This window comes from Streptomyces panacea (assembly GCF_040560175.1).
GTDB classification, from domain to species: Bacteria; Actinomycetota; Actinomycetes; order Streptomycetales; family Streptomycetaceae; genus Streptomyces; species Streptomyces panacea.
On record NZ_JARJHW010000031.1, the window covers coordinates 18,825 to 44,399 of the forward strand.

Here is a 25,575-nt window from a genome sequence, read left to right on the forward strand (position 1 = left end):
TGGTTCTTGTGTTGGCTCTGGATTACGGAGCCGGGCTCAGTGGCTCTTGGCGAGCGCGCCCTGGATGTAGCTACAGGCCAGGAGCACGAAGACGTACGCCTGGACGGCCTGGATGAAGAGTTCGAAGATGGTCATGACGAGCACCATCGCGAACGAGGCACCGGCGTAGACGAAGCCCAGTCCGTTCAGCAGGTAGTACGTGGCCAGCGTGAACATCACGATGAGCAGGTGACCCGCGAACATGTTGGCGAACAGTCGGACCGCGTGAGTGAAGGGCCGGATCAGCAGGTTCGAGAAGAACTCGATCACCACGACGAGCGGCAGGACCCAGCCGAGCGACTTGTCGTAGCCGGTGATGTTCCTCCAGCCACCGCCCCATCCGTGCGTCTTGAAGGTCAGACCGACCCACAGGACGTAGACGATGATCGCCAGGGCCGCGGGGTACGCGATCAGCGAGGTGACCGGGAACTGGGCGATCGGAATGATCGACCAGAGATTCATCAGCCAGACGAAGAAGAAGATCGACACCATCAAGGGGACGTACTTCTCACCGTCCTTCTTGCCGATGATCTCGTAGACGATGCCGCGGCGGACGAAGTCGTAACCGGCCTCGCCGATCATCTGGACCTTGCCCGGCACCAGCTTCGGCTTGTTGAAGGCCATCCAGAAGAATCCGACAACCACGATGGTGCTCAGCAGCGCGAGCAGCATCGGCTTGTTGAATTCGAACCCGCCCACCTCGAAAATGGGCTTGTACATGAACGTATGGAGGCCCGGAGCCGGGAACCCGCAGCCGGAAAAGATATGGCAGCTCGCATCGAAGGCGAGGGTCTGGGGATCAGCACTCACCGCGGGCTCCTTCAGCGTGGCGCATAGGTACGGCAACCTCGTTGTGTCGGCGCGGCACGAAGCCACGGTTCGGCACTGGACTGGTCTGACAGATGTGGGGGCGGCTCTCAGGCATGGAGCCTCGCGATGGAACAGGCGTCAGCTCGGATGCCCGCGCCCGCAATGCCGCAGTTGGAACCGGACGATAGCAGGATCCCGAACGGGCACTTATCCCGGCCCTACCCTTCACGCCGAGGACCCCGTCTTCTCGGCCTTACCGGCCGTCGAGGACTCGGGTTCGACGTAGAGGATCTTGGCCTTCATGTACGCGCGGGCCTGCGCGGCGATCCAGACGAGGGTCGCCGCGAGGAGCGTGAAACCGAAAGCCTTCGGGTTGAAGAGCGTGGTGTCCTTGAAGACCGCCAGGAAGACGAGCAGCAGCAGCAACTGGGCGGTGTAGAGCATCAGCCCCATCGCCTGGAAGAGATGCGGCAGCGACTTCGCCGTGCGCTGGAGCACCGTGAGCCCGATACCCATGAAGAGAAGGACCACCAGCACACCGACAGCGGCTCCCAGAGCGCCCTTGCCACCACTGACCACACCGCTGATCACCGCGGCGATGACGCCGGCGGCGGCGGTGGGTACGGCGGAATTGAGCAGGATCCGGACGTCGTTGGTCGGCATGGCGGCAGCTCCGCTTGCTGGGTGGGGCAGATGGTGTCGTCATGGACGAGCGTAGGCCCGGTCCGAGAGTTGGATTCTCGGGCCAACGGACCGTCGCACTACGGTCCTTCGGCTCTGGCGCCGGGTCTCGTGAACGGTATCACAAACTATTTGATGAGGTCTTTACCATGAACGTGTGCTTACCGTCACACATGAGGCGTAATTCGCGCGTCTGAGCCGGACAGTGAGCCGTCTTGTCTGGTAATGGAGCGGGTTGGGGTAATTCTCAGTACGCCGAATCCGCCTTGTGCCGGTCGGGGAAGTGAGATCGCGGCCCGATCGCGGTCGCCCCGTTGACGCCCGCCGGGACCGGAGAGGGCCCCTCGGCCGGTACGCCGTCGGTCGCCGGGGAATCGTGAGGCACCTGTGATCCGTCGTCCCGCGGGCCTTCCCGCGGCTCCGGCGACTGGTGGGCCTCGTCCGCCAACTCCCCCTGGCCGCGCCGCCGGCGGCGCCGGTAGCGGGGCGGCACGACGGCCTCGGCCCAGCGCGGGGCGCGCGGTGTGAAGCGGGGCAGCAGCAGGAGCAGCAGACCCAGGGCACTCAGCACGACGACCGCGAACACGATCCACATCGTGGACATGGTGGACGAGGAGTGGACCGAGTACAGCACCACACCGAAGGCGATCAGCGCCGACCAGAAGTACATGATCAGTACGGCCCTGCTGTGCGAGTGCCCGATCTCCAGCAGCCGGTGGTGGAGATGGCCGCGGTCGGCGGCGAACGGCGACTGGCCGTTCCAGGTGCGGCGCACGATCGCCAGGACGAGGTCGGCGACCGGGATCGCGATGATCGTCAGCGGCAGCAGCAGCGGGATGAAGACCGGCAGCGCGGCGTGCGTCGCCTCACGGGTCGAGCCGTCCGCGTAGATCTTCAGGGCGTCCGGATCGACCTGCCCCGTAACGGAGATGGCGCCCGTCGCCAGGACCAGACCGATCAGCATCGAGCCCGAATCGCCCATGAAGATCCGGGCCGGATGCATGTTGTGCGGCAGGAAGCCGATTCCCATGCCCATCAGGATCGCGGCGAAGAGGGTGGCGGGGGCGGCGGCCTCGATGCCGTAGCCGTACCAGATGCGGTACGCGTAGAGGAAGAACGCCGCCGCGGCGATGCAGACCATGCCGGAGGCCAGGCCGTCGAGTCCGTCGACGAAGTTGACCGCGTTGATCGTGATCACGACGAGGGCGACGGTCAGGAGCGTGCCCTGCCACGAGGTCAGCGCGACGGTGCCGACGCCGGGCACCGGGATCCACAGGATCGTCAGGCCCTGCATCACCATCACGCCGGCGGCGATCATCTGGCCGCCGAGCTTGATCAGGGCGTCGATCTCGAACTTGTCGTCCAGGACACCGATCAGCCAGATCAGCGCGGCTCCGGAGAGCAGCGCGCGCGGCTCGTTGGACTGCTCGAAGACCCCGCTGAGATTCTGCAGGTTGCTCGCGACCAGCAGTCCGGCGCAGAGGCCGAAGAACATGGCGATACCGCCGAGACGCGGTGTCGGTTCGCGGTGCACGTCACGGGCGCGGATCGCGGGCATCGCGCCGATCGCGATGGCGAACTTCCGCACCGGACCGGTCAACAGATATGTCACCGCGGCCGTCACGCAGAGCGTCAGCAGGTAATCACGCACAGGCTGCCCCACAGGAATCGCCGACCATCCGAGCCACACACACTAACTCGGAGCAGGACGGCTGATGGAATGCGCGTAGCCACATGAGGTAAGGACTTACACGGCGGCGCGATGGTTGCACAAACTCGTCCCACCTTATGCCCCGCCGCGTTTCTCACCGTACGTCGCCGCAGTTCAACGGTGCGCGAGCGGCCCGGTGTCAGTGCCGGGTCGGTACGCCCGTGAGCGCCGTCACCACCGGGTCCAGCGCCTGGTGGATCTCGTCGCCGATGGAGCGGAAGAAGGTGATGGGCGCCCCGTACGGGTCGTAGACCTCGTCCGCCTCCGCGTTCGGAGCCAGAAGCCATCCGCGCAGCGCGGCGGCGGCACGCACCAGCGCACGGGCGCGCTCGACCACGCCCTCGTCGAGGGGGTCGGGCAGCGTCGCGGGGTCTATGGCCCGTACGAGACGGGTGAACTCCTTCAGCGTGAAGGTCCGCAGCCCCGCCGAGTGCCCCATCGAGATGACCTGCGCCCGGTGGTCACGTGTCGCCGTGAGGACCAGGTCCGCGCGGATGACGTGCTCGTCCAGCAGCTCCCGCCCGACGAAGCCGGACGGGTCCGCGCCGAAATCCGCCAGGACGGCCTCCGCGTTGGCCTCCATCGAGGCCCCCTCGTGTCCCCAGGTGCCCGCGCTCTCCACGATGAGCCCGCCCGTGAGCCGCTCGCCGAGGCGGTCGCTCAGGGCATGGCGGTTCAGCCGCTCGGTGATGGGCGAGCGGCACACGTTGCCGGTACTGACGTGGAGGATGCGGAAGGTGTCGGGGAGTCCCGCTATGCCACGCCCCTCAGGGGCGGTCAATTGGCCACCTCGAGGTCGGGTACGACCTTGCGCAGCTCGTCGGCGTCGACGGCGCCCGCGCGCAGCAGCAGCGGCACCTTGCCGGTCACGTCCACGATCGACGACGGCACGATGCCGGGCGTCCGGCCCCCGTCGAGATACACCGACACGGCGTCCGCGAGCATCTCCTGCGCCGCGTCACAGTCCTCCGGCGCGGGGTGTCCGGTCAGGTTGGCGCTGGAGACGGCCATCGGGCCGACCTCGGTCAGCAGCTCGATCGCGACCGGGTGCAGCGGCATCCGGATCGCGACGGTGCCACGGGTGTCACCGAGGTCCCACTGGAGCGAGGGCTGGTGCTTGGCGACGAGTGTGAGCGCGCCGGGCCAGAAGGCGTCGACGAGTTCCCAGGCCTGCTCCGAGAAGTCCGTGACCAGGCCGTGCAGGGTGTTCGGGGAGCCGATGAGCACGGGCGTGGGCATGTTGCGGCCCCGGCCCTTGGCGTCGAGGAGGTCGGCGACGGCCTCGGAGCTGAACGCGTCGGCGCCGAGCCCGTAGACGGTGTCGGTGGGCAGGACGACGAGCTCGCCGCGACGGACGGCGGACGCGGCTTCACGCAGACCGGTCGTACGGTCGGTCGCGTCGTTGCAGTCGTATCGCCGTGCCATATCTACCGGCCCTCCATCTGTGTTTTTTGGTGTGCTCGGTTCGCGGAGAACCCTGGGGCTGAGGTCACGGCGTCGGGAGTCGCCGTCGTCGTCCCCGTTCCGGCCGTCACGGCATGGCCTTGCGGGCCGTCGCGAAGCGGGGGCGTTTGTTCAGGTCGGGGTGGTCGGCCGCGTCCGCCCAGCCGGCCTCCTCGCTGAAGATCCACGGGACCTGCCCGCCCTGGGTGTCCGCGTGCTCCACGACCACGAGGCCGCCGGGCCGCAGCAGCCGGTGCGCGGTGCGCTCGATCCCGCGGATCGTGTCGAGGCCGTCCTCGCCGGAGAAGAGCGCCATCTGCGGGTCGTGGTCACGCGCCTCGGGCGCCACGTACTCCCACTCGGTGAGCGGGATGTACGGCGGGTTGGAGATCACCAGGTCGACCTGGCCGTCGAAGTCGGGAAGGGCCGTCAGAGCGTCGCCGCGGTGCACGGTGACCCTGGACCCCTCGGCGTTCCTCCGCGTCCAGGTGAGGGCGTCCTCGGACAGCTCCACGGCGTGCACGCGCGAGCGCGGCACCTCCTGGGCCATGGCGAGCGCGATCGCGCCGGATCCCGCGCAGAGATCGACGATCAGCGGCTCGACGACATCCATGGCGCGGACCGCGTCTATGGCCCAGCCGACGACGGACTCGGTCTCCGGCCGGGGCACGAACACCCCTGGCCCGACCTGGAGTTCCAGATACCGGAAGAAGACCCGCCCGGTGATGTGCTGGAGCGGTTCGCGGGCCTCGCGGCGCGCGACGGTCTCCCAGTAGCGGGCGTCGAACTCCTCGTCCACGACGCTGTGCAGCTCTCCGCGCTTGACGCCGTGCACGAACGCGGCGAGCTCCTCCGCGTCGAACCGCGGCGACGGCACGCCCGCGTCGGCCAGCCGCTGGGTGGCCTGGGCCACCTCGGCAAGCAGCAGACTGCGGGGGGCGGGCCCGCGGCGGAGCCGCTGGGGGTCGCTGGGCCCCCCAGAAGGTGGCTGCACGCTGGTTCCTCCTGAGACGTAGACGGGGAGGCGGACGTGTGGGGTACGGGTGTGGCGGACGTGTGCTCAGGCGGCGGCGAGCTTCGCCGCCGAGTCGGCGTCGACGCAGGCCTGGATCACTGCCGCCAGCTCACCGTCGAGCACTTGGTCCAAGTTGTACGCCTTGAAGCCGACGCGGTGGTCCGAGATCCGGTTTTCCGGGAAGTTGTACGTACGGATCTTCTCGGACCTGTCGACGGTACGCACCTGGCTGCGCCGGACGTCCGCCGCGTTCTTCTCCGCCTCCTCCTGTGCCGCGGCGAGCAGCCGCGAGCGCAGGATACGCATGGCCTGCTCCTTGTTCTGGAGCTGACTCTTCTCGTTCTGGCAGGAAGCGACGACGCCGGTGGGCAGATGCGTGATCCGGACGGCGGAGTCGGTCGTGTTGACGGACTGGCCGCCGGGGCCCGACGAGCGGTAGACGTCGATCCGCAGGTCGTTGGCGACGATCTCCACGTCGACCTCCTCGGCCTCCGGCGTCACGAGGACACCGGCCGCCGAGGTGTGGATCCGGCCCTGCGACTCGGTGGAGGGCACCCGCTGCACGCGGTGCACCCCGCCCTCGTACTTGAGCCGTGCCCAGACGCCCTGTCCCGGCTCAGTGGCCCCGTTGCCGCCCTTGGTCTTCACGGCGACCTGAACGTCCTTGTAACCGCCCAGCTCGGACTCGGTGGCGTCGATGATCTCGGTCTTCCAGCCCACGCGCTCGGCGTAGCGCAGATACATCCGCAGGAGGTCGCCGGCGAACAGGGCCGACTCGTCGCCGCCCGCGCCCGCCTTGATCTCCAGGATGACGTCCTTGTCGTCGCTGGGGTCACGCGGCACGAGCAGCAGGCGGAGCTTCTCGGTCAGCTCGTCGCGCTGCTTCTCCAGCACCTTGGCCTCGGCGGCGAATTCGCCGGCCGACGTGTCCGTCGGGTCCGACGCGAACTCACGGGCCGTCTCGATGTCGTCCCCGGTCTGCTTCCAGGCGCGGAACGTCCCGATGATCGGGGTCAGTTCGGCGTACCGCTTGTTGAGCTTGCGGGCGTGCGCCTGGTCCGCGTGGACCGACGGGTCGGCGAGCTTCTTCTCCAGGTCGGCGTGCTCGCCGACCAGTTCCTCGACCGCCTCGAACATTCGGGGGCTCCTGGGTTGCGTACGTAGGTGCTGCGCGTAGACGCTGCGAATTGCCTGAAGGGCGTGACTGACGTGACTGGCGTGAACGTGCTGCGGGACGGCAAAGCGCCGGTCCCGACGCCCCAGGGCAGGGGCGCCGAGAACCGGCGCAGTGGCTCGCTACTTGTTGGCGGAGCCGGCGGCAGCCTTGCCGAAGCGGGCCTCGAAGCGGGCCACGCGGCCACCGGTGTCGAGGATCTTCTGCTTGCCCGTGTAGAACGGGTGGCACTCGGAGCAGATTTCGGCACGGACGGAGCCCGATTCGATCGTGCTGCGGGTGGTGAACGACGCACCGCAGGTACAGCTGACCTGGGTCTCGACGTACGTGGGGTGGATGTCGCGCTTCAAGGTGTCTCCTCGGGAACATCCTCGCCAGGCGAGGAAGGCGCCGGGTCGCACGCGCGGATGCTCGTACGTGAACCGGGGCCGACGGACCAGTCTGCCAGGACCGGCCGTATCTCCAAAACCGGGGTGACCCCGGATCTATTCCACCGCTACGCGGTGCGCTCGCGCCGTCATCCGCCCGTGACCACGTCGGCCGCGCCGCCCTTGTCGCCGGCGGACTTCTCCGTCGCCGACGCGGGGATCGGCCTGTCCGTGCGCAGCGCGGTCCACACCTGCCGGGACGCCTTCTCCAGCGGTACGACGCGGTTCGGGTCCGCCGGGTCGTACTCGACGGGGAGCGTGATCATGTTGACGTCCGCGGCCCCGAGACTCTTCAGACCGCCGGCGAAGCTCGCGAGTTCCTTGACCGAGTCCAGTTCGGAGTCGGGGGTGATCGCGCGGGTCGCGGTGTCGCCGATGGCGTACAGCTTCTTGGGGCTGCTGAGCAGGCCGATCTCCTTGACCTGGGTGATCAGCGCCTTGATGAAGGCCTGCTGGAGCTGGATCCGGCCCAGGTCGCTGCCGTCGCCGACGCTCTTGCGTGTCCGGACGAGGCCGAGCGCCTGCTCACCGTCGAGGGTGTGGGTGCCGGGTTCGAGGTTCAGATGGCTCTTGGAGTCGTCGATGGTCTCTTTGGTGGTGATCTTCACACCGCCGAGGTCGTCGATGAGCTGCTTGAACCCGGTGAAGTCGACCTCGATGTAGTGGTCCATGCGGATGCCGGACATCTTCTCGACGGTCTTCACCGCGCACGCCGGGCCGCCGACCTCGTACGCCGTGTTGAACATCGCCCGCGCCGCGCCTTCGGCGGTGCCCCGGTCACCCTCGCAGTCGGGGCGCTCGACGATCGTGTCCCTCGGTACGGAGACGACACTGGCCGTCTTGTGGCCCTCGTCGACGTGCACGATCATCGCGGTGTCCGACCGGGCTCCGCCCTGGTCGGCGCCGTAGGAGGAGTTGGCGCCGGAGCGCGAGTCGGAGCCGAGGACGAGGATGTCCATCGAGCCGTTGTCGACGTCCACGGGGCGGTCGGTGCCGAGCCTGGCGTTGATGTCGACGCCCTGGATGTTGCCGTTGAGCTTGAAGTAGGCGTATCCGAGACCGGACCCGCCGACGAGGACCAGGGCGGCGGCCGACCAGGCGACGACGGTCGTGGCGCGACGGCGCGCGCCGGGCTTCTTGCGGCGCGACCCGGTCGCGCGTATTCGGCCGCCCTTGCTCTGATCCGTCATGTGCTCCTCGGCTCTCGTCGGCCCTCGTCGGCTCCCGTAGCGCTTGCGGCTACCCCCTGCCATCGCGTTCAGGCACGGTTCGTCGTCTGTGGTTCAGACGTGCGGGGCAGCCCGCAGGGTTGCACAACAAGCTGTGGCCCCCGCCGGAGCGGGGGCCACGGAATGTGCCTGCGAGTGACCGGTCAGCCGGTCCTCACCTGCGGTTTCAGGCGATGGTGTAGTAGTTCTGCCAGCCGGAGCCGAGGCTCACGGCTGTGGCGAAGATCTCGGACGTGCCCTTGCCGGTGCCCTTGAGGAGGGACAGGCTGCCGCCCGTGGTACGGGCGAGGACGTCGGCCTTGCCGTCGCCGTTCACGTCACCGGGGGTGACGATGAGGTTGTACGCGGACCAGTTGGAGCGGACGAGGACCGGTGCCTCGAACGGGGTGGTGGACTTGCCGGTCCCCTTCACGAGGTAGAGGGCGTTCGTGCCGCCGCGGCGGACCAGCAGGTCGGCCTTGCCGTCGTTGGTGAAGTCACCGTGACCGCGAACCTGGTTGTACGCCTGGTAGCCGGTGCCGACCTTGACCGCGGTGTTGAACTTGCCGTTGCCGAAGCTCGGATACACCATCAGGCTGCCGGCGGAGTTGACCGAGACGATGTCGCCCTTGCCGTCACCGTTCACGTCGCCGGGGGCGACGATCGCGCGGACCGTCTTCCAGTTGGAGAAGATCTTGGTCTTCACGTAGGTCGAGCTGCTCACGGAGCGGTGCAGCCAGTACACGTCGCCGGTCGTCGCCTGGCGGGCGACGAGGTCCTCGTAACCGTCCCTGTTGAGGTCGGTCTGCACGATGTAGTTGTAGCCGCTGTACGACCCGGCGAACGCCTTGCGGGCGAGCTTCTCACCGCTCGACGTGAAGGTGTAGCCGGTGCTGCCCGTGGTGCGGGCGAACGGGTCGGCCCGGTGGTCACGGCTGAAGCTGGTGTCGTCGATGCGCGGCTGGATGGCCGGCACGTAGGTCGACACCTTGGTGTACACGTCGTACGTGCCACCGAAGTTGCACAGCTCGGACTGTGTGGCGACACCCCAGGAGGTGACGCCGACGATCCGGCCGTTCACCATCATCGGGCTGCCGGAGTCACCGGGGCAGGTCGCCTTGCCCGTGGAGTTGTTGCCCGTGCCGCCGTTGCCCGCGCAGATCATGTGGCCGGGCTTGTACGCGCCCGGGAGACCCAGCGAGGTGTCGAGGTTCTCCGTGCACTCGGCGTCCGAGCGCAGCGGCTGCGTCACCCGCTGGAGGGTGTCCGCCAGCGTGTCGAAGTCCGGGTCCGAGCCGGTCATGCCCCAGCCGTAGGTGGTGGCGGTGGTGCCCGGCGTGTACCGGGAGGTGTCGCCGTACGAGGCGGGCTGCGCCGGGGTGCCCGTCAGGGGCTTGGCGAGCGTCAGCAGCGCGATGTCGTTGTCGATCGCGTTCGCGTTGTACGAGCCGGCGTAGTACGAGCGGCTGATGCTCACCGCGGTGCCCTCGTCGTTCGGACCGCCGGCGAGCTTGGCCGTGTTGGCCAGAATCATGCCGCGGCCGACCATGTCGAGCGCTTTGCCGTTCTCGTCGGTGACGCAGTGCGCCGCCGTAAGAACCTTGTTGGGCGCGACGAGCGTTCCGCCACAGGTGAAGTAGAAGTATCCGTCGTTGTCGAACTCGAAAAGCAGCTGCACCATCCAAGGGGCACTGCTGATGGAAGTGTTCGTTCCGCCGATGATTCGCGGCGAGACTTCCTTGGAACTGACGACCTTGGAGTCCTTGGGCGGCAGGAACTTCTCACTGCCGCCGACGTCATCGGCCTGGGCCGTGCTCACCAGTCCGCCGGCGAGGACGGCAACTGCCGCCGTACCAACGGCTATCAGCCTTCGCATTTTCGAGACAGGTCTGCCATGACGCGACACACGCACGCAAATCTCCCACTAATCAAGGGAATTGGTTTGGCGCCGTGAGGGGGGATGGAACGGCTAATCGAATATTACATGCAGAAATCCGCCCCGTCACCGGAGTAACGGGGCGGATCCATGCGGAAGTTGAGCAATCAGGACGTGAATCCCGGAACCGCGCGTCGGCTTGACGCGTCAGTCGTTGCCGTTTCCGGGCGACGGAGTCGTCTTCTGAATCTGGAGCAGGAACTCCGCGTTCGACTTCGTCTTCTTCATTTTGTCCAGCAGCAGCTCGATCGCCTGCTGCTGGTCGAGCGCGTGCAGCACCCGGCGCAGCTTCCAGACGACGGCCAGCTCGTCGCTGCCGAGCAGGATCTCTTCCTTACGGGTGGAGGACGCGTCCACGTCGACCGCCGGGAAGATGCGCTTGTCCGAGAGCTTGCGGTCGAGCTTGAGCTCCATGTTGCCGGTGCCCTTGAACTCCTCGAAGATCACCTCGTCCATGCGCGAGCCGGTCTCGACGAGCGCGGTGGCCAGGATGGTCAGCGAACCGCCGTCCTCGATGTTGCGCGCCGCACCGAAGAAGCGCTTCGGCGGGTAGAGCGCGGTCGAGTCGACACCACCGGACAGGATGCGTCCGGAGGCCGGGGCGGCGAGGTTGTACGCGCGGCCCAGGCGGGTGATGGAGTCCAGCAGGACGACCACGTCGTGACCCAGCTCCACGAGGCGCTTGGCGCGCTCGATGGCCAGCTCGGCGACGGTGGTGTGGTCCTCGGCGGGGCGGTCGAAGGTCGAGGAGATGACCTCGCCCTTCACCGACCGCTGCATGTCGGTGACCTCTTCCGGACGCTCGTCGACGAGGACGACCATCAGGTGGCACTCGGGGCTGTTGACCGTGATCGCGTTGGCGATGGCCTGGAGGATCATGGTCTTGCCGGTCTTCGGCGGGGCCACGATCAGACCGCGCTGGCCCTTGCCGATCGGTGCGACGAGGTCGATGATCCGCGTCGTCAGCACCCCCGGGTCGGTCTCCAGACGGAGCCGGTCCTGCGGGTAGAGCGGGGTGAGCTTCTGGAACTCCGGCCGCCCGCGGCCCGATTCGGCCGCCATGCCGTTCGCCGAGTCCAGGCGCACGAGCGCGTTGAACTTCTCGCGGCGCTCGCCGTCCTTGGGCTGGCGCACCGCGCCGGTGACGTGGTCACCCTTGCGCAGGCCGTTCTTGCGGACCTGGGCGAGCGACACGTACACGTCGTTCGGGCCCGGCAGGTAGCCGGAGGTCCGGATGAACGCGTAGTTGTCGAGGATGTCGAGGATGCCCGCGACGGGGATCAGCACGTCGTCGTCGGCGACCTGCGGCTCGCCGCCGCCACCGAACTCCTCGCGGCCACGACGGCCACGGCGGTCGCGGTAGCGGCCGCGACGGCCGCGACGGCCGCCCGCCTCGTCGTCGAAGTCGTCCTGCGGCCCGTTGCCCTGGTTCTGACCGCCCTGGCCCTGGCCCTGGCTCTGGCGCTGCTGGCGCTGGCCGCCGGTCTGCTGGCCGCCACCGCCCTGCTGGTCGTCGCCCTTGCCGCGGCGGTCACGCTGGCGGCTCTGCCGGTCGCCGCGCTCACCGCGCTCGCCCCGCTGGCCGCGCTCCTGGCGGTCGCCGCGGCGTCCGTCGGCGTCGCCCCGGTCGGACGCGGAGACAGCGGCCTCGGCCTTGGCCTCGGGCCGGTCGTCCACCACGGTGTCGGTTCCCGACTCGCGGCTCTCGGTCTTGGTGTCCGGGCTGCCCGCCTGCGCGGTCGCCCTGCGCCGACGACGCTCGCCCGCGGGCTGGTCGTCACTGGCCGGCTGGCCCGGGATGTCGATCGGGGAGTCGGCCTTGTCGGCCTTCTCCACCTTGGCCGGGGCCTGGTCGGCGGACTTGTCCGTCGCCTTGTCGGCGGGAGCGTCCGCGGCCGGGGCCGTGTCGCCCGTACGGGCCTTGGAGGTGGCGCGGCGCTTGGGCTTCGACTCGGCGTCGCCGCCGGCCGTCCCGTCGCTCTTCGGCGCGGACGAACCGCCGCCCTGCGCCTCCTTGATGACCTCGATCAACTGGCTCTTGCGCATCCGCGCGGTGCCCCTGATGCCGAGGCCGGACGCGACCTGCTGCAGCTCGGCCAGGACCATGCCGTCGAGGCCGGTGCCGGAGCGGCGGCGCCGTGAGGTGGTGCCAGTGGCAGCACCTTCGGCGGGCGCGGTGGTGTCGACGCTGTTGTCGGCGCTCACGCCCATCAGATCGGTGGTGTCGCTCACGAAGGGTCCTTCCCTGGAGCGGACGTCGGCCTTCTGGCTCGGCGACCGGTTGTGCTGTCCGAATGCGGGTTGTGATCGTGTTGATCACCGGCCGCAGTCGGGGCGATGGTCCCGCCGGGTACGGCGGAAGACGTGCGTACGTGCAATGGGTCCGGCCCGAGGTCCCCCTGCTCGGCCCACTCCTGGACATAGCGAGGGGTGTCGTGCCGGTTCCGAGGCGTGCTCAAAACTGCTCAGGCAGGCTGCTCAGGCAGTCGGGGAGGCTCCCGGAAGAATGGTGGTCCCGAATGGGGACGCGAAGCACCGAGCCAAAAAGACGTCGGGTGCCGACTTGAGGTTAACACTACCGGCTCCAACAAACATTCCCCCTCTCACTCACCGGCAATCCACCGTCACTGAGAACCCAGCGGCAGAACGCTCGCGCCCGTGCCGTCGAGGCCGAGCCTGTTCGCCGCCCAGCCCTCGCCGGCCAGCCGTGCGACCTTGTCGGCCGCACTGTCCTCGGTCAGCGCCAGGACCGTGGGGCCCGCGCCGGAGATGACCGCGGGGACGCCGTCGGCCCGCAGTCGGTTCACAAGTTCCACGCTCTGCGGCATCGCCGGAGCGCGGTACTCCTGGTGGAGCCGGTCCTCGGTGGCGGCGAGCAGCAGCTCGGGACGCCTGGTCAGGGCCTCGACGAGCAGTGCCGCACGGCCCGCGTTGAAGCTCGCGTCCACATGGGGGACGGCGCGCGGGAGCAGTCCTCGCGCGGTCTCGGTCAGGACGGGGCGGTCGGGCACGAACACCACGGGGACCACGGAGTCGGCGACCTCCATACGGATGGCGCGGGCCGCTCCCCCGTCGGTCCAGGCAAGGGTGAATCCGCCGAGGAGACAGGCCGCCACATTGTCCGGATGGCCCTCGATCTCGGTGGCCAGCTCCAGCAGCGCCGTGTCGTCGAGCCTGGCGTCGCCGCCTATCGTCACGGCGCGCGCCGCGACGATCCCGGCGCAGATCGCGGCGGACGAGGAGCCCAGGCCGCGACCGTGCGGGATGCGGTTGGCGCAGACGACCTCAAGGCCGCGCGGCTGGCCGCCGAGCAGGTCGAACGCGGTGCGCAGGGACCGTACGAGCAGGTGGTTCTCGTCGCGGGGCAGCGTCTCGGCGCCCTCGCCGGCGATGTCGACGTGCAGGCCGGAGTCGGCGACGCGCACCACCACGTCGTCGTAGAGCCCGAGCGAGAGGCCGAGGGCGTCGAATCCCGGCCCGAGGTTGGCGCTGGTGGCGGGGACGCGCACCCGTACGGCGGCGGCGCGGAAGGCTGGACCGGCCATCGCTTAGACGACTCTCCTTGTGTGACTGCGAGAAGGGCTGAACGGAGACGAGGCGGCGAGACTGCGGGATTTCGGCGAGGTACGGAAACACCCGACGGCCACGGGGGCAACAACACCGCGGCATATGCGGCGGGGCGGGTCGGGCACAGCCTATCGAAGGAAGGTTCTGTCGCGACATAGGGCGCACAGGAGGCGCACGATGCGTGTCGCGTGCCTTCCTGTGCGCCTATGAAGCGTCTTGGTGTGCTTTGTGCGGCTGTCCGCCGGGGCGGACACCCGTCTACCTGGCCGGGGCGTCGGTCGCGCGAGTGCTCACGCGAGTCCGAGACGCTCCGCCGCCGTCACCGCGTCCACCGGCACGGTGACCGGCTGGGGCGCTCCCGCGACCGCCCAGTCCGGGTCCTTGAGCCCGTTCCCGGTCACGGTGCAGACGATCCGCTGGCCGGGATCGACCTTGCCCTCCTCGGCGGCCTTGAGCAGACCGGCGACGGACGCGGCGGACGCGGGCTCGACGAAAACGCCCTCCTGCGCGGCCAACAGCCGGTAGGCGCGCAGGATCTGTCGGTCCGTCACCTCGTCGATGAAGCCGCCCGACTCGTCCCTGGCGGCGAGCGCCTGCTGCCAGGACGCCGGGTTGCCGATACGGATCGCGGTGGCCACGGTGTGCGGGTCCTTGACGACCTCGCCGCGCACGATCGGCGCCGAACCGGACGCCTGGAAGCCCCACATGCGCGGGCGACGCGTCGCGGGTCCGTCGGCGGTGTACTCCGTGTAGCCCTTCCAGTACGCCGTGATGTTGCCGGCGTTGCCGACGGGCAGCACATGGATGTCGGGGGCGTCGCCGAGCGCGTCCACGATCTCGAAGGCCGCGGTCTTCTGGCCCTCGATACGGGACGGATTCACCGAATTGACCAGCGCCACCGGGTAGTTGTCGGAGAGCCCGCGCGCCAGCGTCAGACAGTCGTCGAAGTTTCCGTCGACCTGGAGGATCTTCGCGCCGTGCACCAGCGCCTGGCCCATCTTGCCCAGCGCGATCTTGCCCTGCGGCACCAGGACGGCGCAGACCATGCCGGCCCGTACCGCGTAGGCGGCGGCTGACGCCGAGGTGTTGCCGGTGGAGGCGCAGATGACGGCCTGGGCGCCCGCCTCCTTGGCGTGCGTGATGGCCAGTGTCATGCCGCGGTCCTTGAACGACCCCGTCGGGTTGGCGCCCTCGACCTTGAGGTGCACCTCGCAGCCCGTGAGCTCGGAGAGGACCTGGGCGGGGACGAGCGGCGTACCGCCCTCGCGGAGTGTGACCACCGCGGTCGTGTCCGTGACCGGCAGCCGGTCCCGGTACTCCTCGATGATGCCGCGCCACTGGTGGGTGCCCCGCTGGGCGCCGCCCGCGGCGGAGCCGCTGTTGCCTTCGGTCGTCATGGGTCCCTTACTCCCCTTCAACACGCATGATGCTGGCGACACCGCGCACGGTGTCGAGCTTGCGCAGCGCTTCGACGGTCCCCGAGAGGGCCGCGTCGGGCGCGCGGTGGGTGACGACGACGAGGGATGCCTCGCCGCCGAGTCCTTCACTGTCCAGCCGGCCCTGCTGGCGCACGGTGTCGATCGACACGTCGTGCTCGGCGAAGACCGTGGCGACCTGGGCCAGTACACCCGGTTTGTCGGCCACGTCGAGGCTGATGTGGTAGCGCGTGACCACCTCGGCCATCGAGCTGACGGGCAGCCGTGTGTACGCGGACTCGCCGGGCCCCGTCGACTCGCCGAGCCGGTTGCGGCACACCGCGACGAGATCGCCGAGTACGGCGGACGCGGTGGGCGCGCCGCCCGCCCCGGGGCCGTAGAACATCAGCTGGCCCGCCGCCTCGGCCTCCACGAAGACCGCGTTGTACGCCTCGCGCACGGAGGCGAGCGGGTGGCTGAGCGGGATCATCGCCGGGTGGACGCGGGCGGTGACCGACTTCCCGTCGGCGGCGCGCTCGCAGATGGCGAGGAGCTTGACGGTGCAGCCCATGCGCCGCGCGGAGGCGATGTCGGCGGAGGTGACCTCGGTCAGTCCCTCGCGGTGGACGTCGTCGAGGCGTACGCGGGTGTGGAAGGCGATCCCGGCGAGGATCGCGGCCTTGGCGGCGGCGTCGAAGCCCTCGACGTCGGCGGTCGGGTCGGCCTCCGCGTATCCGAGCGCCGTCGCCTCGTCCAGCGCCTCCGAGTAGCCGGCGCCCGAGGAGTCCATCCGGTCGAGGATGAAGTTCGTGGTGCCGTTGACGATGCCGAGCACACGGTTGACCTTGTCGCCCGCGAGGGACTCCCGCAGCGGGCGCAGCAGCGGGATGGCGCCGGCGACGGCGGCCTCGTAGTAGAGGTCCTTGCCGTGCTTCTCGGCCGCCGCGAAGAGGGTCGCGCCGTCCTCGGCGAGCAGCGCCTTGTTGGCCGAGACGACGGACGCGCCGTGCGCGAAGGCGGTGGTGATCAGTGTGCGGGCGGGCTCGATGCCGCCGATGACCTCGACGACGACGTCGATGTCGCCCCGTTTGACCAGCGCCGTCGCGTCCGTGGTGATCAGGGCGGGGTCGATGCCCTCGCGCACCCTGGAAGGACGGCGGACGGCGACCCCGGCGAGTTCCAGGGGTGCGCCGATCCGCGCGGCCAGGTCGTCGGCGTGCGTCGTCATCATGCGCGCCACCTCTGAGCCGACAACCCCACAGCCCAGCAGCGCCACCTTCAGCGGACGCGTACGCATCATGCGACCTCGATTCCCTCTCTCAACGATGTGGACCAGTCTCACGCACCGGACGGAAGTTTCTACCCTCCGTCCGTCATACGAGACGTCTGTCTCAGCTAGCCGACGTCCAGACGCAGGAGATCCTCCTCCGTCTCACGCCGGACGATCACCCGCGCCCCGCCGTCCTTGACGGCGACGACGGGCGGGCGGAGCGCGTGGTTGTAGTTGCTCGCCATCGAGCGGCAGTACGCGCCGGTGGCGGGGACCGCGATCAGGTCGCCCGGCGCCAGGTCGGCGGGCAGGAACGCGTCGCGTACGACGATGTCACCGCTCTCGCAGTGCTTGCCGACGACGCGCGACAGCATCGGCTCGGCGTCGGAGCGGCGGGAGACGAGCGCGACGCTGTACTCGGCGTCGTACAACGCCGTACGGATGTTGTCCGACATGCCGCCGTCGACGCTCACGTACGTCCGCAGCCCTTCGAGGGGCTTGATGGTGCCGACCTCGTACAGCGTGAAGGCCGTCGGGCCGACGATCGCGCGGCCGGGCTCGACGGAGATCCGGGGGGTGCGCAGGCCCGCGGACTCGCACTCGCGGGTGACGATCGCGGTCAGGGACTTGGCGATCTCGTGCGGCTCGCGCGGGTCGTCGTCGGGGGTGTACGCGATGCCGAGGCCGCCGCCGAGGTCGATCTCCGGGAGTTCGACGCCGTGCTCGTCGCGGACCTCGGCCAGCAGCTCGACGACCCGGCGCGCCGAGACCTCGAAGCCGGCCATGTCGAAGATCTGGGAGCCGATGTGCGAGTGGATGCCGATGAGTTCGATGCCGTCGAGCCGCAGCGCACGGCGCACGGCCTCCGCGGCCTGCCCGTCGGCCAGCGCGATGCCGAACTTCTGGTCCTCGTGGGCGGTGGCGATGAACTCGTGGGTGTGCGCCTCGACGCCGACGGTCACCCGGATCTGCACGGGCTGGACCCGGTCGAGGCTCCGCGCGATGTGCGCGACGCGCACCATCTCCTGGAACGAGTCGAGGACGATGCGTCCGACGCCCGCGGAGACGGCGCGCTCGATCTCCTGCGTGGACTTGTTGTTGCCGTGCAGCGCGATGCGCTCGGGGGGCATGCCGGCGTCGAGCGCGGTGGCCAGTTCGCCGCCGGAGCAGACGTCGAGGTTGAGCCCCTCCTCCTTGAGCCAGTGGACGACGGCGCGGGACAGGAACGCCTTGCCCGCGTAGAAGACGTCGGCGTCCTTGCCGAAGGCGTCGGTCCAGGCGCGGCAGCGGGCCCGGAAGTCGGCCTCGTCGAGGAAGTAGGCGGGGGTGCCGAACTCCTCGGCGAGGCGGGTGACCGGCAGTCCGGCGACGGTGGCGACACCGTCCTCGTCCCGGCGGACCGTACGGGACCAGATCTTCTCGTCCAGCACATTGAGGTCGGCGGGCGGCGGGGAGTAGTGGCCCTCGGTGTGCACGTCGGCGTAGCGGGGTCCTGCGGGGTGGGCGGAACGGCTCATCGGCTTCTTGCTCTTTCGGGTGCGTCGGATGCGTCCGACTCGGCGGACGGCATCAGAGGTGTTCGGGCGCGTCGACGCCGAGGAGGGTGAGGCCACCGGCCAGCACCGTCCCGGCGGCTTCGGCGAGTGCGAGCCGGGAACGGTGGGCGGCCGAGGGTTTCTCGTCGCCGACAGGCAGCGGGCGGCAGGTCTCCTGGAAGTGCAGGAACGCCTCCGCGGTGCGTTCGAGATGGCGGGCGACCCGGTCGGGGGCGCGATGACGGGCGGCGGCGGCGAGTACGCCGGGGTGGTCGCCGATGCTCTTCAGAAGCGCGCGGGCTTCGGGTTCGGGGGTGCCCGCGTCGCCGTTGGCCGGGACGGCGAGGTCGGCGCCGTTGCGTACGAGGGCGCGGGTACGGGCGTGGGCGTAGCGCACCGTGAACAGGGGGTTGCTCTCGTGCTGTACGAGGAGGTCGTCACCGGTCGCGGGCCGGTCGTGGGCGGCGGGCCGCAGCAGGCCCCAGCGGGCGGCGTCGGGGCCGAGGCGGGCGAAGAGGTCCGTGGCGAGGGCGGCGGGCACCGGACGTACGGACAGCCGCTCCGTGGCCCCCTCGCCGGTGCGGGCGTCGGCGCCCTGGGCGCGCAGCAGCCGCAGGACGGTCTCGGTCCGGACGGCGGCGCGCGGCTCGTCTGCGGGGGCGAGGACCACGGTGGTGCCGGTGAGGGTGTCCCCGTGGCCGTACCGGATCCCGGCGTCGAGGACGGCGCGGACGAGATCGGCGCGGCTGCCGGGGGCGAGCGTGAAGTTCAGAAAGCCCGGTCCGGTGACGTCGACACGGGTCAGGTCCGGGGCGGTGCGCAGGATCTCCGTACGGAGGATCTCCGCGACGTCGCGCGGGCTGCGCCGGGCGGGGCCCGCGAGCCTTAGTGCCACGGAGGTCGCGTAGTCGCCGCTGCCGCCGGGGCCGGGGCGCCCGACCTGGACGCTGTCCGGTACGGGCCCGGCCAGTACGCCCTCGTCGACCGCGCGGCGCACGGCGTGCAGCACGGTTCGGGAGAGGTCGGCGGGTGTCACGGGACCAGCGTATGGGAGGAGGGGGGCCTCTTCGCGAACCGGTTTCGCGATACGGGCGGCTCCCCGGGTCCCGTGGGGCGTGATCAGCCTCGTGCGCTTCCGGGCGTGCTTCCCGCACGCCCGGCTCCATGCCTGCCGTCCAAGGACGGCGGACCCTCCCGGCGCATCAGCCGGCGTACGACCCTGACGAGCTCGGAGGGCTCGAAGGGCTTGGCGAGGAAGGCGTCCACCCCGGCGGCCATTCCGGTCTCCACCTCGTACCGCGTGCAGGCGCTGACGACGGCGACGGGCAGGTGCGAGGTCGTCGGATCGGCCCGCAGACGGGCGGCGGTGCGGATGCCGTCGAGGCGCGGCATGACGACGTCGAGGGTGATCACATCGGGCCTGACCCGGTGGACGACGTCCAGACACTCGGCACCATCGGCCGCGGTCACGACCTCGAAGCCCTCCAGCTCCAGGTTGACCCTGATCAACTGCCGGATGACCCTGTTGTCATCGACAACGAGCACCCGGCCTGACGCGCCCGACACAACTTGAGGGTAGGGCGGCCTCCCTGGCCGCGTACGGGTTTTCGGCACTTCCGCCCCCGCGCGAAGGACCCGCGGCCGCCGGTCACACAGCCCCGCACGCGCCAAATACCTGTTCACGACGACCCCGTGAGGGCTGGTAGGGTTTCATCTGTCGCCAAGGTTCACGGCGATACGCCCCCGTAGCTCAGGGGATAGAGCATCGGCCTCCGGAGCCGGGTGCGCAGGTTCGAATCCTGCCGGGGGCACTTCCGGAACAAGGCTCTGACCAGCAGAAATGCAGGTCAGAGCCTTTTTTGTGTCTGCGGTGTCTGCGGTGTCTGCGGTGTCTGCGGTGTCGGCCGTGTCGGCCGTGCGGGCTGTGTCTGCCGGGTCTTCCGTGCGGGCCGTCTCCCTCGTGTCTGCCGTCTTCGTCGTGTCTGCCCTGCCGGTCGTGTCCGCGCGACACCAGGGGTCGCGGAGGCCGGCGCCGGCCTCCCGCGCGCTTCGGACCGCCGCGCGGGCCCGGCCCCCCGCGCTTTCGTCGCGCGCGGGTTGCGTTCCCTGCCCAGGTGGCGGCCGTCCGCCTTCGCCGGTCCGCTCCTGGCGGACGCGGTCCGCCACATCATGGCCTCGGTCGTGATGCCGGCCTTCGGCTTCGTCCCCGGGCCACCGGACCGGGGGCGGCGCCGTGGGCATCACCGCGGCGGTCCTCCTGATCATCGTGTACGCCTTCTGCCTGTCCTGGCTCTGGACGCCGGCGGGCCCGGTCATGCGGAGTGAGAAGTCCGTGACCGCGGTCAGCATGATGGTGCTGATGCCGCAGTCCTTCGGCAGCAACGTCTACGTCGGCCCCGACACCATGCCGGGATGGCTCCAGGTCTTCGTCGGCGCCAATCCGATCCCAGCCACCTGGTGACGGCGGTCCGCGGCCTGATGGACGGTCACCGCGACCACCTGGCGGATCGGCCCGGTGCTCGTCGAGGCCGCGGTGATGCCCGTCTTTTCGACCTGACGCGACGTCAGATTCGACCGCGCGGACGACAGCGCACGAGCGTCCATACACGCCCCCACGGCCGGCCGCAACGTCGCATCTGACCGAAATGCCGTCCGTGGCCCGCGTGTTCAGCTCGCCGATCTGCCCCTTCGGCGAAGACATTCCGGAAGTTGCGGTTCCAGTCAAGTCGCCACGCCGAAGCATCACCCAGGACATTCCGCTGTTCGGGCAACGAGAGCGCTCCACAGCACTGTTGGGCTGGTCAGATATGGTGAGGTTGAAACGATTCGGTGATTCCGCTTATAGCTCCGATGAGGGCTTCTGCCGCCATATTTGGCCGAGTTGGATCGTTCGTGGCCGGTTGGTCACCTGCATTTTTCGAGGATGTACGCATCCGTAACGAGGTGCTACGGCATAGGATCAAGCCGCGCCACGGGGGCCTCGCCAGTCCCTTCCACAACGTTGCACACGATCTACTCGCGATCCCCACCGACACCCCCCAACCCGTTAATAGGTATCTGCGTGTCACCGATACACAGCACCGGTTCCGGCGATGGAGCCGCGCAGTGAAAATCAATCGTCGTCTCGTCCTGCTGGTCACGGTGCCTCTTGTGGTGGCCGTGACCTTCGCGGTCCTGGCCCTCGCCCCCGCGACCAACCAGGCGCTCCAGGCCAACCGGCTCACAGCCATGGTCGATGTCGCCTCGTCCGTCAGCGAGTTGACCCACCACTTGCAGCGTGAGCGGGCGGCAGCGACCGCGCTCGTCTCCACCCAGGGAGATCCCGAAGCGTTCCGCGAAACGTCCAGCGCCACGGACAAGAGTGTCGCCCAATTCCGTTCCCAGCTCAGTGAATTGTCGTCCGTACCGGGCAACGCGCAGCGCGCGCTGGACCGGATCGAGCGCTTCATCGACGAGATGCCCTCCCTGCGCGCCCAGGTGCGCTCCGGAGGAAGCACCGTCACGGCGCTGACGTTCGGCTACCGGATCGTGATCGCCGACCTGATCGACTACCGCGACGGCATCGCGCAGGCCGACGGTGTCGACGCCGACGTCGCCGACCGGATCCGTGCCGCCGCCGCGCTCTCGCGGGCCTCCGAGCACATGGGCCAGCAGCAGGTCGCGGTGATGAAGGCCCAGGCCACCGGTGGCTTCACCGAAGCGTCCAAGCGGACCTTCGACGCCACCAGGCTCGGTTACACCGAAGCCACCGGTTCCCTGTTCGACCTCGGTCCGCAGCAGTGGCGGACCTGGTTGGAGCGCACCCTCTCGGGCTCGAAGGCCCTGGAGGCGCGCCGACTTGAGGACGAGGTGAGCCGCACAGCTCCCAACGAGGAACTCACCGTCGAGCCGAAGGAGTGGCAGAAGGCGTCGGCCGACCGGCTGGTCCTGCTGCGCTCGGTCGAGAGCCGTATCGACGACTCCGTACTCAGGACCGTCACCGACACGCGCACCACGCTCGCGTGGGTGGCCGGCGCCGAGGTGGCGCTGGTGCTGCTCACACTCATCAGCGCGGTCGTCGTCGCCATCCGGCTCGGCCGCGTCATGATCCGCCGCCTGCGGGATCTGCGCAACGCCGCGCACGAAGTGGCGCACACGGGTCTGCCGCGGGTGATGACGGAGCTGTCCCAGCCCGGCGCGCTCAGTGGTGCCACCCCCGAACAGGTCGCCGAGCGGTCGGGCAACCCGGTGAAGACCACCGGCCTGGACGAGATCGGCGAGGTCGGTGAGGCGTTCAACGCCGTCCACCACGAAGCCGTGCGACTGGCCGCTCAACAGGCCCACATCCACGAGCAGTTCGCCGAGACGCTGGTCGGTGTCGCCCGCAGGGGCGCCCAGTTGACCACCGTCATGGTGTCCGAGCTGGACACGGTGCAGCGCGACGAGGCCGACCCCGAGCGTATGAAGACGCTGTTCGCGCTCGACCACCTCGCGATCCGCATGGAGCGCAACACCAACAACCTGCTGGTGCTGGGCGGTTACGGACACGGCCGGGTACGGTCCGCGGACATCTCCTGCTCGACGGTGATCGTGGCCGCCGCGCAGCAGATCGAGCGCTTCGACCGGGTGTCCCTCGGCGTCATCGAGTCCGGCATCGGGATAGCCGCGCGCGTGGTCCACGACGTGGCGCACATCCTGGCCGAACTCCTCGACAACGCCACGCGCTTCTCGCCCCCCGACAAGCAGGTCGGGGTCGCGGTCTGGCGGCTGTGGGACCGCGCCGTCGTACAGATAGTCGACGAGGGCGTCGGCATCACCGCCGAGCGGCGCGCCAACCTCAACAAGGGTCTGCTGGAGCCGAAGTCGGGCATCGGCGACGTGCGTTCCATGGGTCTGCACGTGGTGGCGCGGCTCGCCGCCCGGCACGGCATCGTGGTCGAGCTGCGGGACTCCTCGGGTCCGGGCACGATCGCCGAGGTCACCCTGCCGGCGAACGTACTGGCGGTGGCCCCGCAGGAAACGACGCCGCGCCCGCAGAGCTCGGCCGGGGAGCGTCCCGGCGTGCAGTACGAGGCGCCGCGCCCGATCACCGCGCCCGGCCAGGGCGGCCGCCGGCAGAACGCCGGGGCGGGTGGCACGCCCGGCCGTAACAGCATCGGCAGGAACGGCGGCGCCGCCGACTCGGGCGACTACAACCCGGGCGGGGCCGGCATCACCGCCGGGGCCGCGGCGGGCGGCGGGTCCCAGGGATCGAACGGGTCCACCGGGTCCAACGGATCCCATGGGTCCAACGGATCCAACGCGTCCAGCGCGTCCAACGGCTCGCAGAGCCCCCAGGGCGGCGACGACCGCGCGAGTGCCAACGCACCCTCCCAGCACCCCCCGCACGCGGAGCCGGTCTCCCGCATCGCGGGAGTCAGCTCCTCGGGACTGCCACTGCGACAGCGCAACGCGCCGAAGCAGTGGCCCACCTTGGGCAAGCGAGACGGCGCCGATCAGCGTTCCGGCGCCGCCCCCAAGCCGTCGCCCCGCCGCCGGGATTCCCGGCAGGTCTCCGACGTCCTGGCGGCCTACGCCCAGGGGATCAACAGGAGCACGGGCCACCGCGGGCGCTCCGCCACCGACGACGACACCCAACGGAGCAAAAAATGACGACCTCACCCAACGACCTCAGCTGGATCCTCAGCGGTTTCGCCGGGCGTATCCCGGAGGTCACCCAGGCCATAGCCGTGTCCGTGGACGGACTCGCCCTGGCCTACACCGGGGTGGAGCGTGACGACGCCGATCGGCTGGCGGCCATCGCATCGGGTGTCGTCAACCTTCTCTCCGCCGCTGCCCAGTTGACGAACACCGACCCCGTCGAGCACAGCCTGACCGCCATGGAGGGCGGTTACATGTTCTCGATGGCCGTCTCCAGCGGCGCGTCGCTGCTGGTGACGACCACCAGGGACGCGGACATCGGCGAGGTCAGCTACATGATGTCCGAACTGATCAACCAGGTCGGTGACTCCTTGACCCCCCAGGTCCGCGACGCGAACGCGCAACCCTCGCGCTGACGTCCGGGTCGTACCACACCCCCACCGTTCGGTTCGTTTGCCGTTCGTGCAGTTCCCGCTCGTTCCGTCCGTTTTTCACTTCCTCCCGATGAGAGCCCTCATGTTCTTCGACATATCCCTTCCGCGAGGCCGCAGAGTCCGGCCGGTCGGCGCAGCCGCCATCGCACTCGGCCTGGCAGCCGTCACCGGGTGCAGCGGCGACAGCGGCGCCGGCGACGACACCGTGAAGATCGGCCTGGTGGCCTCGCTGTCAGGCACCTACGAGCCGGTCGGCACGGAGCTGCGCAAGGGCTTCGAGCTGTATCTGGCGACCCACGACAACAAGCTGGGCGGCCGGAAGGTCGAGCTGGTCGTGGCGGACGAGGGCGACGGTCCCCCGACCGCGGTCCCCGCTGCCACGAAGCTCATCAAGAAGGACAAGGTCGACGCCCTGACCGGCCTCGTCAGCGGCGGTTCGGTCAACGCGGTGATGCCGCTGATCAACCAGGCCAAGATCCCGCTGCTCGGGTCCAACGGCCGTCCGCCCGTCAAGGACATGAAGTACCTCTGGACGACGAGCTTCCTCTCCGACGAGCCGGGTGCGGCGATCGCCCCGTACGTCAAGGAGAAGGTCGACGGCCCGGTCTACGCGATCGGCCCCGACTACCAGGGTGGCTACGACGAACTGCGCGGTTTCACCGACGAGTTCAAGAAGGTCGGCGGCAAGCTCGCCAACCCGGACGGCGAGACCAAGTGGACTCCGTTCCCGAAGACCACGAACTTCATGCCGTACTTCGCCGACATCGCCAAGACGGACGCCAAGGCGGTGTACTGCTTCTACGCCGGTAAGGCCGCCATCGACTTCGCCAAGCAGTACGCGCAGTCCGACGTCGCCGACCTGCCGCTGTACACGGCCTTCGTGACCGAGGGCAGCGTGCTCCAGGCCCAGGGCGAAGCGGCGAAGGACGTCTACTCGGTCCTGAACTACGCGGCTGACCTCGACAACGAGGCCAACCGTAAGTTCGCCGCCGACTGGACCGCCAAGCACGACACCCAGCCGACGACCTACGCGATGTCCTCGTACGACGCGGCCGCCGTGCTGGACCAGGCGATCGGTGACGCCGCCGAGAAGGGCGACGTCAACTCGGAGACCATCAACACCGCCATCGGCGGTCTCGGCCAGATCGACAGCCCGCGCGGCGCCTGGGAGTTCGGCGACAAGGCGCACTCGCCGGTGCAGCAGTGGTACCTGCGCCAGGTACGCCAGGACGGTGACCAGCTGGCCAATGTCATGGTCCAGGACCTGGCGACCCTCGGCAGCTGACTGAG

General features: G+C 69.4%; 21 protein-coding genes and 1 tRNA gene. 5 read left to right on the forward strand and 17 right to left on the reverse strand.

The annotated features are described in order from the left end of the window. Window positions 1–36: 36 nt before the first annotated feature. The 17 genes from atpB to P3L51_RS10790 all read right to left on the reverse strand — a co-directional run bounded on the left by atpB (window position 37) and on the right by P3L51_RS10790 (window position 19,846). Window positions 37–849: a F0F1 ATP synthase subunit A gene (gene atpB, locus P3L51_RS10710; RefSeq protein WP_354604889.1), complete on the reverse strand. Its 813-nt coding sequence runs from the start codon at window positions 847–849 to the stop codon at window positions 37–39. Window positions 850–1,074: 225 nt separating this feature from the next. After that, window positions 1,075–1,512: a Cg1360 family ATP-synthase-associated protein gene (locus P3L51_RS10715; RefSeq protein WP_354604890.1), complete on the reverse strand. Its 438-nt coding sequence runs from the start codon at window positions 1,510–1,512 to the stop codon at window positions 1,075–1,077. 265 nt (window positions 1,513–1,777) lie between these two features. Beyond that, the gene (locus P3L51_RS10720; protein WP_354604891.1) at window positions 1,778–3,181 is read right to left on the reverse strand and encodes an MraY family glycosyltransferase; all 1,404 of its coding nucleotides are present in this window, start codon (window positions 3,179–3,181) and stop codon (window positions 1,778–1,780) included. A gap of 199 nt (window positions 3,182–3,380) precedes the next feature. Next, the gene (locus P3L51_RS10725) at window positions 3,381–4,022 is read right to left on the reverse strand and encodes an arsenate reductase/protein-tyrosine-phosphatase family protein (RefSeq protein ID WP_023538645.1); all 642 of its coding nucleotides are present in this window, start codon (window positions 4,020–4,022) and stop codon (window positions 3,381–3,383) included. Next, window positions 4,019–4,666, reverse strand: coding sequence for an L-threonylcarbamoyladenylate synthase (locus tag P3L51_RS10730; RefSeq protein ID WP_354604892.1), 648 nt, complete (start codon window positions 4,664–4,666; stop codon window positions 4,019–4,021). The genes P3L51_RS10725 and P3L51_RS10730 overlap by 4 nt, the downstream gene beginning before the upstream one ends. Window positions 4,667–4,772: 106 nt before the next feature. Further along, window positions 4,773–5,612: a peptide chain release factor N(5)-glutamine methyltransferase gene (gene prmC / locus P3L51_RS10735; protein ID WP_354604916.1), complete on the reverse strand. Its 840-nt coding sequence runs from the start codon at window positions 5,610–5,612 to the stop codon at window positions 4,773–4,775. Between the two features lie 132 nt (window positions 5,613–5,744). Further along, a complete protein-coding gene (gene prfA / locus P3L51_RS10740; RefSeq protein WP_354604893.1) occupies window positions 5,745–6,836 on the reverse strand; it encodes a peptide chain release factor 1 in 1,092 nt (363 codons plus the stop codon). Window positions 6,837–6,995: 159 nt separating this feature from the next. Continuing rightward, complete coding sequence (gene rpmE, locus P3L51_RS10745; protein ID WP_023538649.1) at window positions 6,996–7,223, reverse strand: 50S ribosomal protein L31; 228 nt, start codon at window positions 7,221–7,223, stop codon at window positions 6,996–6,998. A 167-nt stretch (window positions 7,224–7,390) separates the two neighbouring features. Continuing rightward, window positions 7,391–8,491, reverse strand: coding sequence for an LCP family protein (locus tag P3L51_RS10750; RefSeq protein ID WP_354604894.1), 1,101 nt, complete (start codon window positions 8,489–8,491; stop codon window positions 7,391–7,393). Between the two features lie 205 nt (window positions 8,492–8,696). Next, on the reverse strand, window positions 8,697–10,385 hold the full coding sequence (locus P3L51_RS10755) for a trypsin-like serine protease (RefSeq protein WP_354604895.1): 1,689 nt from the start codon (window positions 10,383–10,385) through the stop codon (window positions 8,697–8,699). Window positions 10,386–10,592: 207 nt separating this feature from the next. Next, entirely contained in the window at window positions 10,593–12,677 is a 2,085-nt protein-coding gene (gene rho, locus P3L51_RS10760; RefSeq protein WP_354604896.1) for a transcription termination factor Rho, read from the reverse strand. A 392-nt stretch (window positions 12,678–13,069) separates the two neighbouring features. Next, a complete protein-coding gene (gene thrB, locus P3L51_RS10765; RefSeq protein WP_354604897.1) occupies window positions 13,070–13,990 on the reverse strand; it encodes a homoserine kinase in 921 nt (306 codons plus the stop codon). Between the two features lie 312 nt (window positions 13,991–14,302). Then, window positions 14,303–15,409: a threonine synthase gene (gene thrC, locus P3L51_RS10770; protein ID WP_354604898.1), complete on the reverse strand. Its 1,107-nt coding sequence runs from the start codon at window positions 15,407–15,409 to the stop codon at window positions 14,303–14,305. A 7-nt stretch (window positions 15,410–15,416) separates the two neighbouring features. Then, window positions 15,417–16,727, reverse strand: coding sequence for a homoserine dehydrogenase (locus P3L51_RS10775; protein WP_354604899.1), 1,311 nt, complete (start codon window positions 16,725–16,727; stop codon window positions 15,417–15,419). Window positions 16,728–16,822: 95 nt separating this feature from the next. Further along, entirely contained in the window at window positions 16,823–18,214 is a 1,392-nt protein-coding gene (gene lysA / locus P3L51_RS10780) for a diaminopimelate decarboxylase (protein ID WP_354604900.1), read from the reverse strand. Window positions 18,215–18,266: 52 nt separating this feature from the next. Continuing rightward, a complete protein-coding gene (nrtL, locus tag P3L51_RS10785) occupies window positions 18,267–19,268 on the reverse strand; it encodes an ArgS-related anticodon-binding protein NrtL (RefSeq protein ID WP_354604901.1) in 1,002 nt (333 codons plus the stop codon). Between the two features lie 83 nt (window positions 19,269–19,351). After that, window positions 19,352–19,846 (reverse strand): response regulator, encoded by a 495-nt coding sequence (locus tag P3L51_RS10790; protein WP_354604902.1) that lies wholly within the window; start codon window positions 19,844–19,846, stop codon window positions 19,352–19,354. A 125-nt stretch (window positions 19,847–19,971) separates the two neighbouring features. Here P3L51_RS10790 and P3L51_RS10795 point away from each other — a divergent pair. From P3L51_RS10795 to P3L51_RS10815, 5 genes are all read left to right on the forward strand, one after another. Beyond that, window positions 19,972–20,043, forward strand: a tRNA-Arg gene (locus P3L51_RS10795). Between the two features lie 422 nt (window positions 20,044–20,465). Beyond that, window positions 20,466–20,693, forward strand: coding sequence for an ABC transporter permease (locus P3L51_RS10800; protein ID WP_354604903.1), 228 nt, complete (start codon window positions 20,466–20,468; stop codon window positions 20,691–20,693). 644 nt (window positions 20,694–21,337) lie between these two features. After that, a complete protein-coding gene (locus tag P3L51_RS10805; protein WP_354604904.1) occupies window positions 21,338–23,863 on the forward strand; it encodes a sensor histidine kinase in 2,526 nt (841 codons plus the stop codon). Further along, window positions 23,860–24,267: a roadblock/LC7 domain-containing protein gene (locus P3L51_RS10810; protein ID WP_354604905.1), complete on the forward strand. Its 408-nt coding sequence runs from the start codon at window positions 23,860–23,862 to the stop codon at window positions 24,265–24,267. The genes P3L51_RS10805 and P3L51_RS10810 overlap by 4 nt, the downstream gene beginning before the upstream one ends. Before the next feature lie 100 nt (window positions 24,268–24,367). Continuing rightward, the gene (locus tag P3L51_RS10815) at window positions 24,368–25,570 is read left to right on the forward strand and encodes an ABC transporter substrate-binding protein (RefSeq protein ID WP_354604906.1); all 1,203 of its coding nucleotides are present in this window, start codon (window positions 24,368–24,370) and stop codon (window positions 25,568–25,570) included. The last annotated feature ends 5 nt before the right edge of the window (window positions 25,571–25,575 follow it).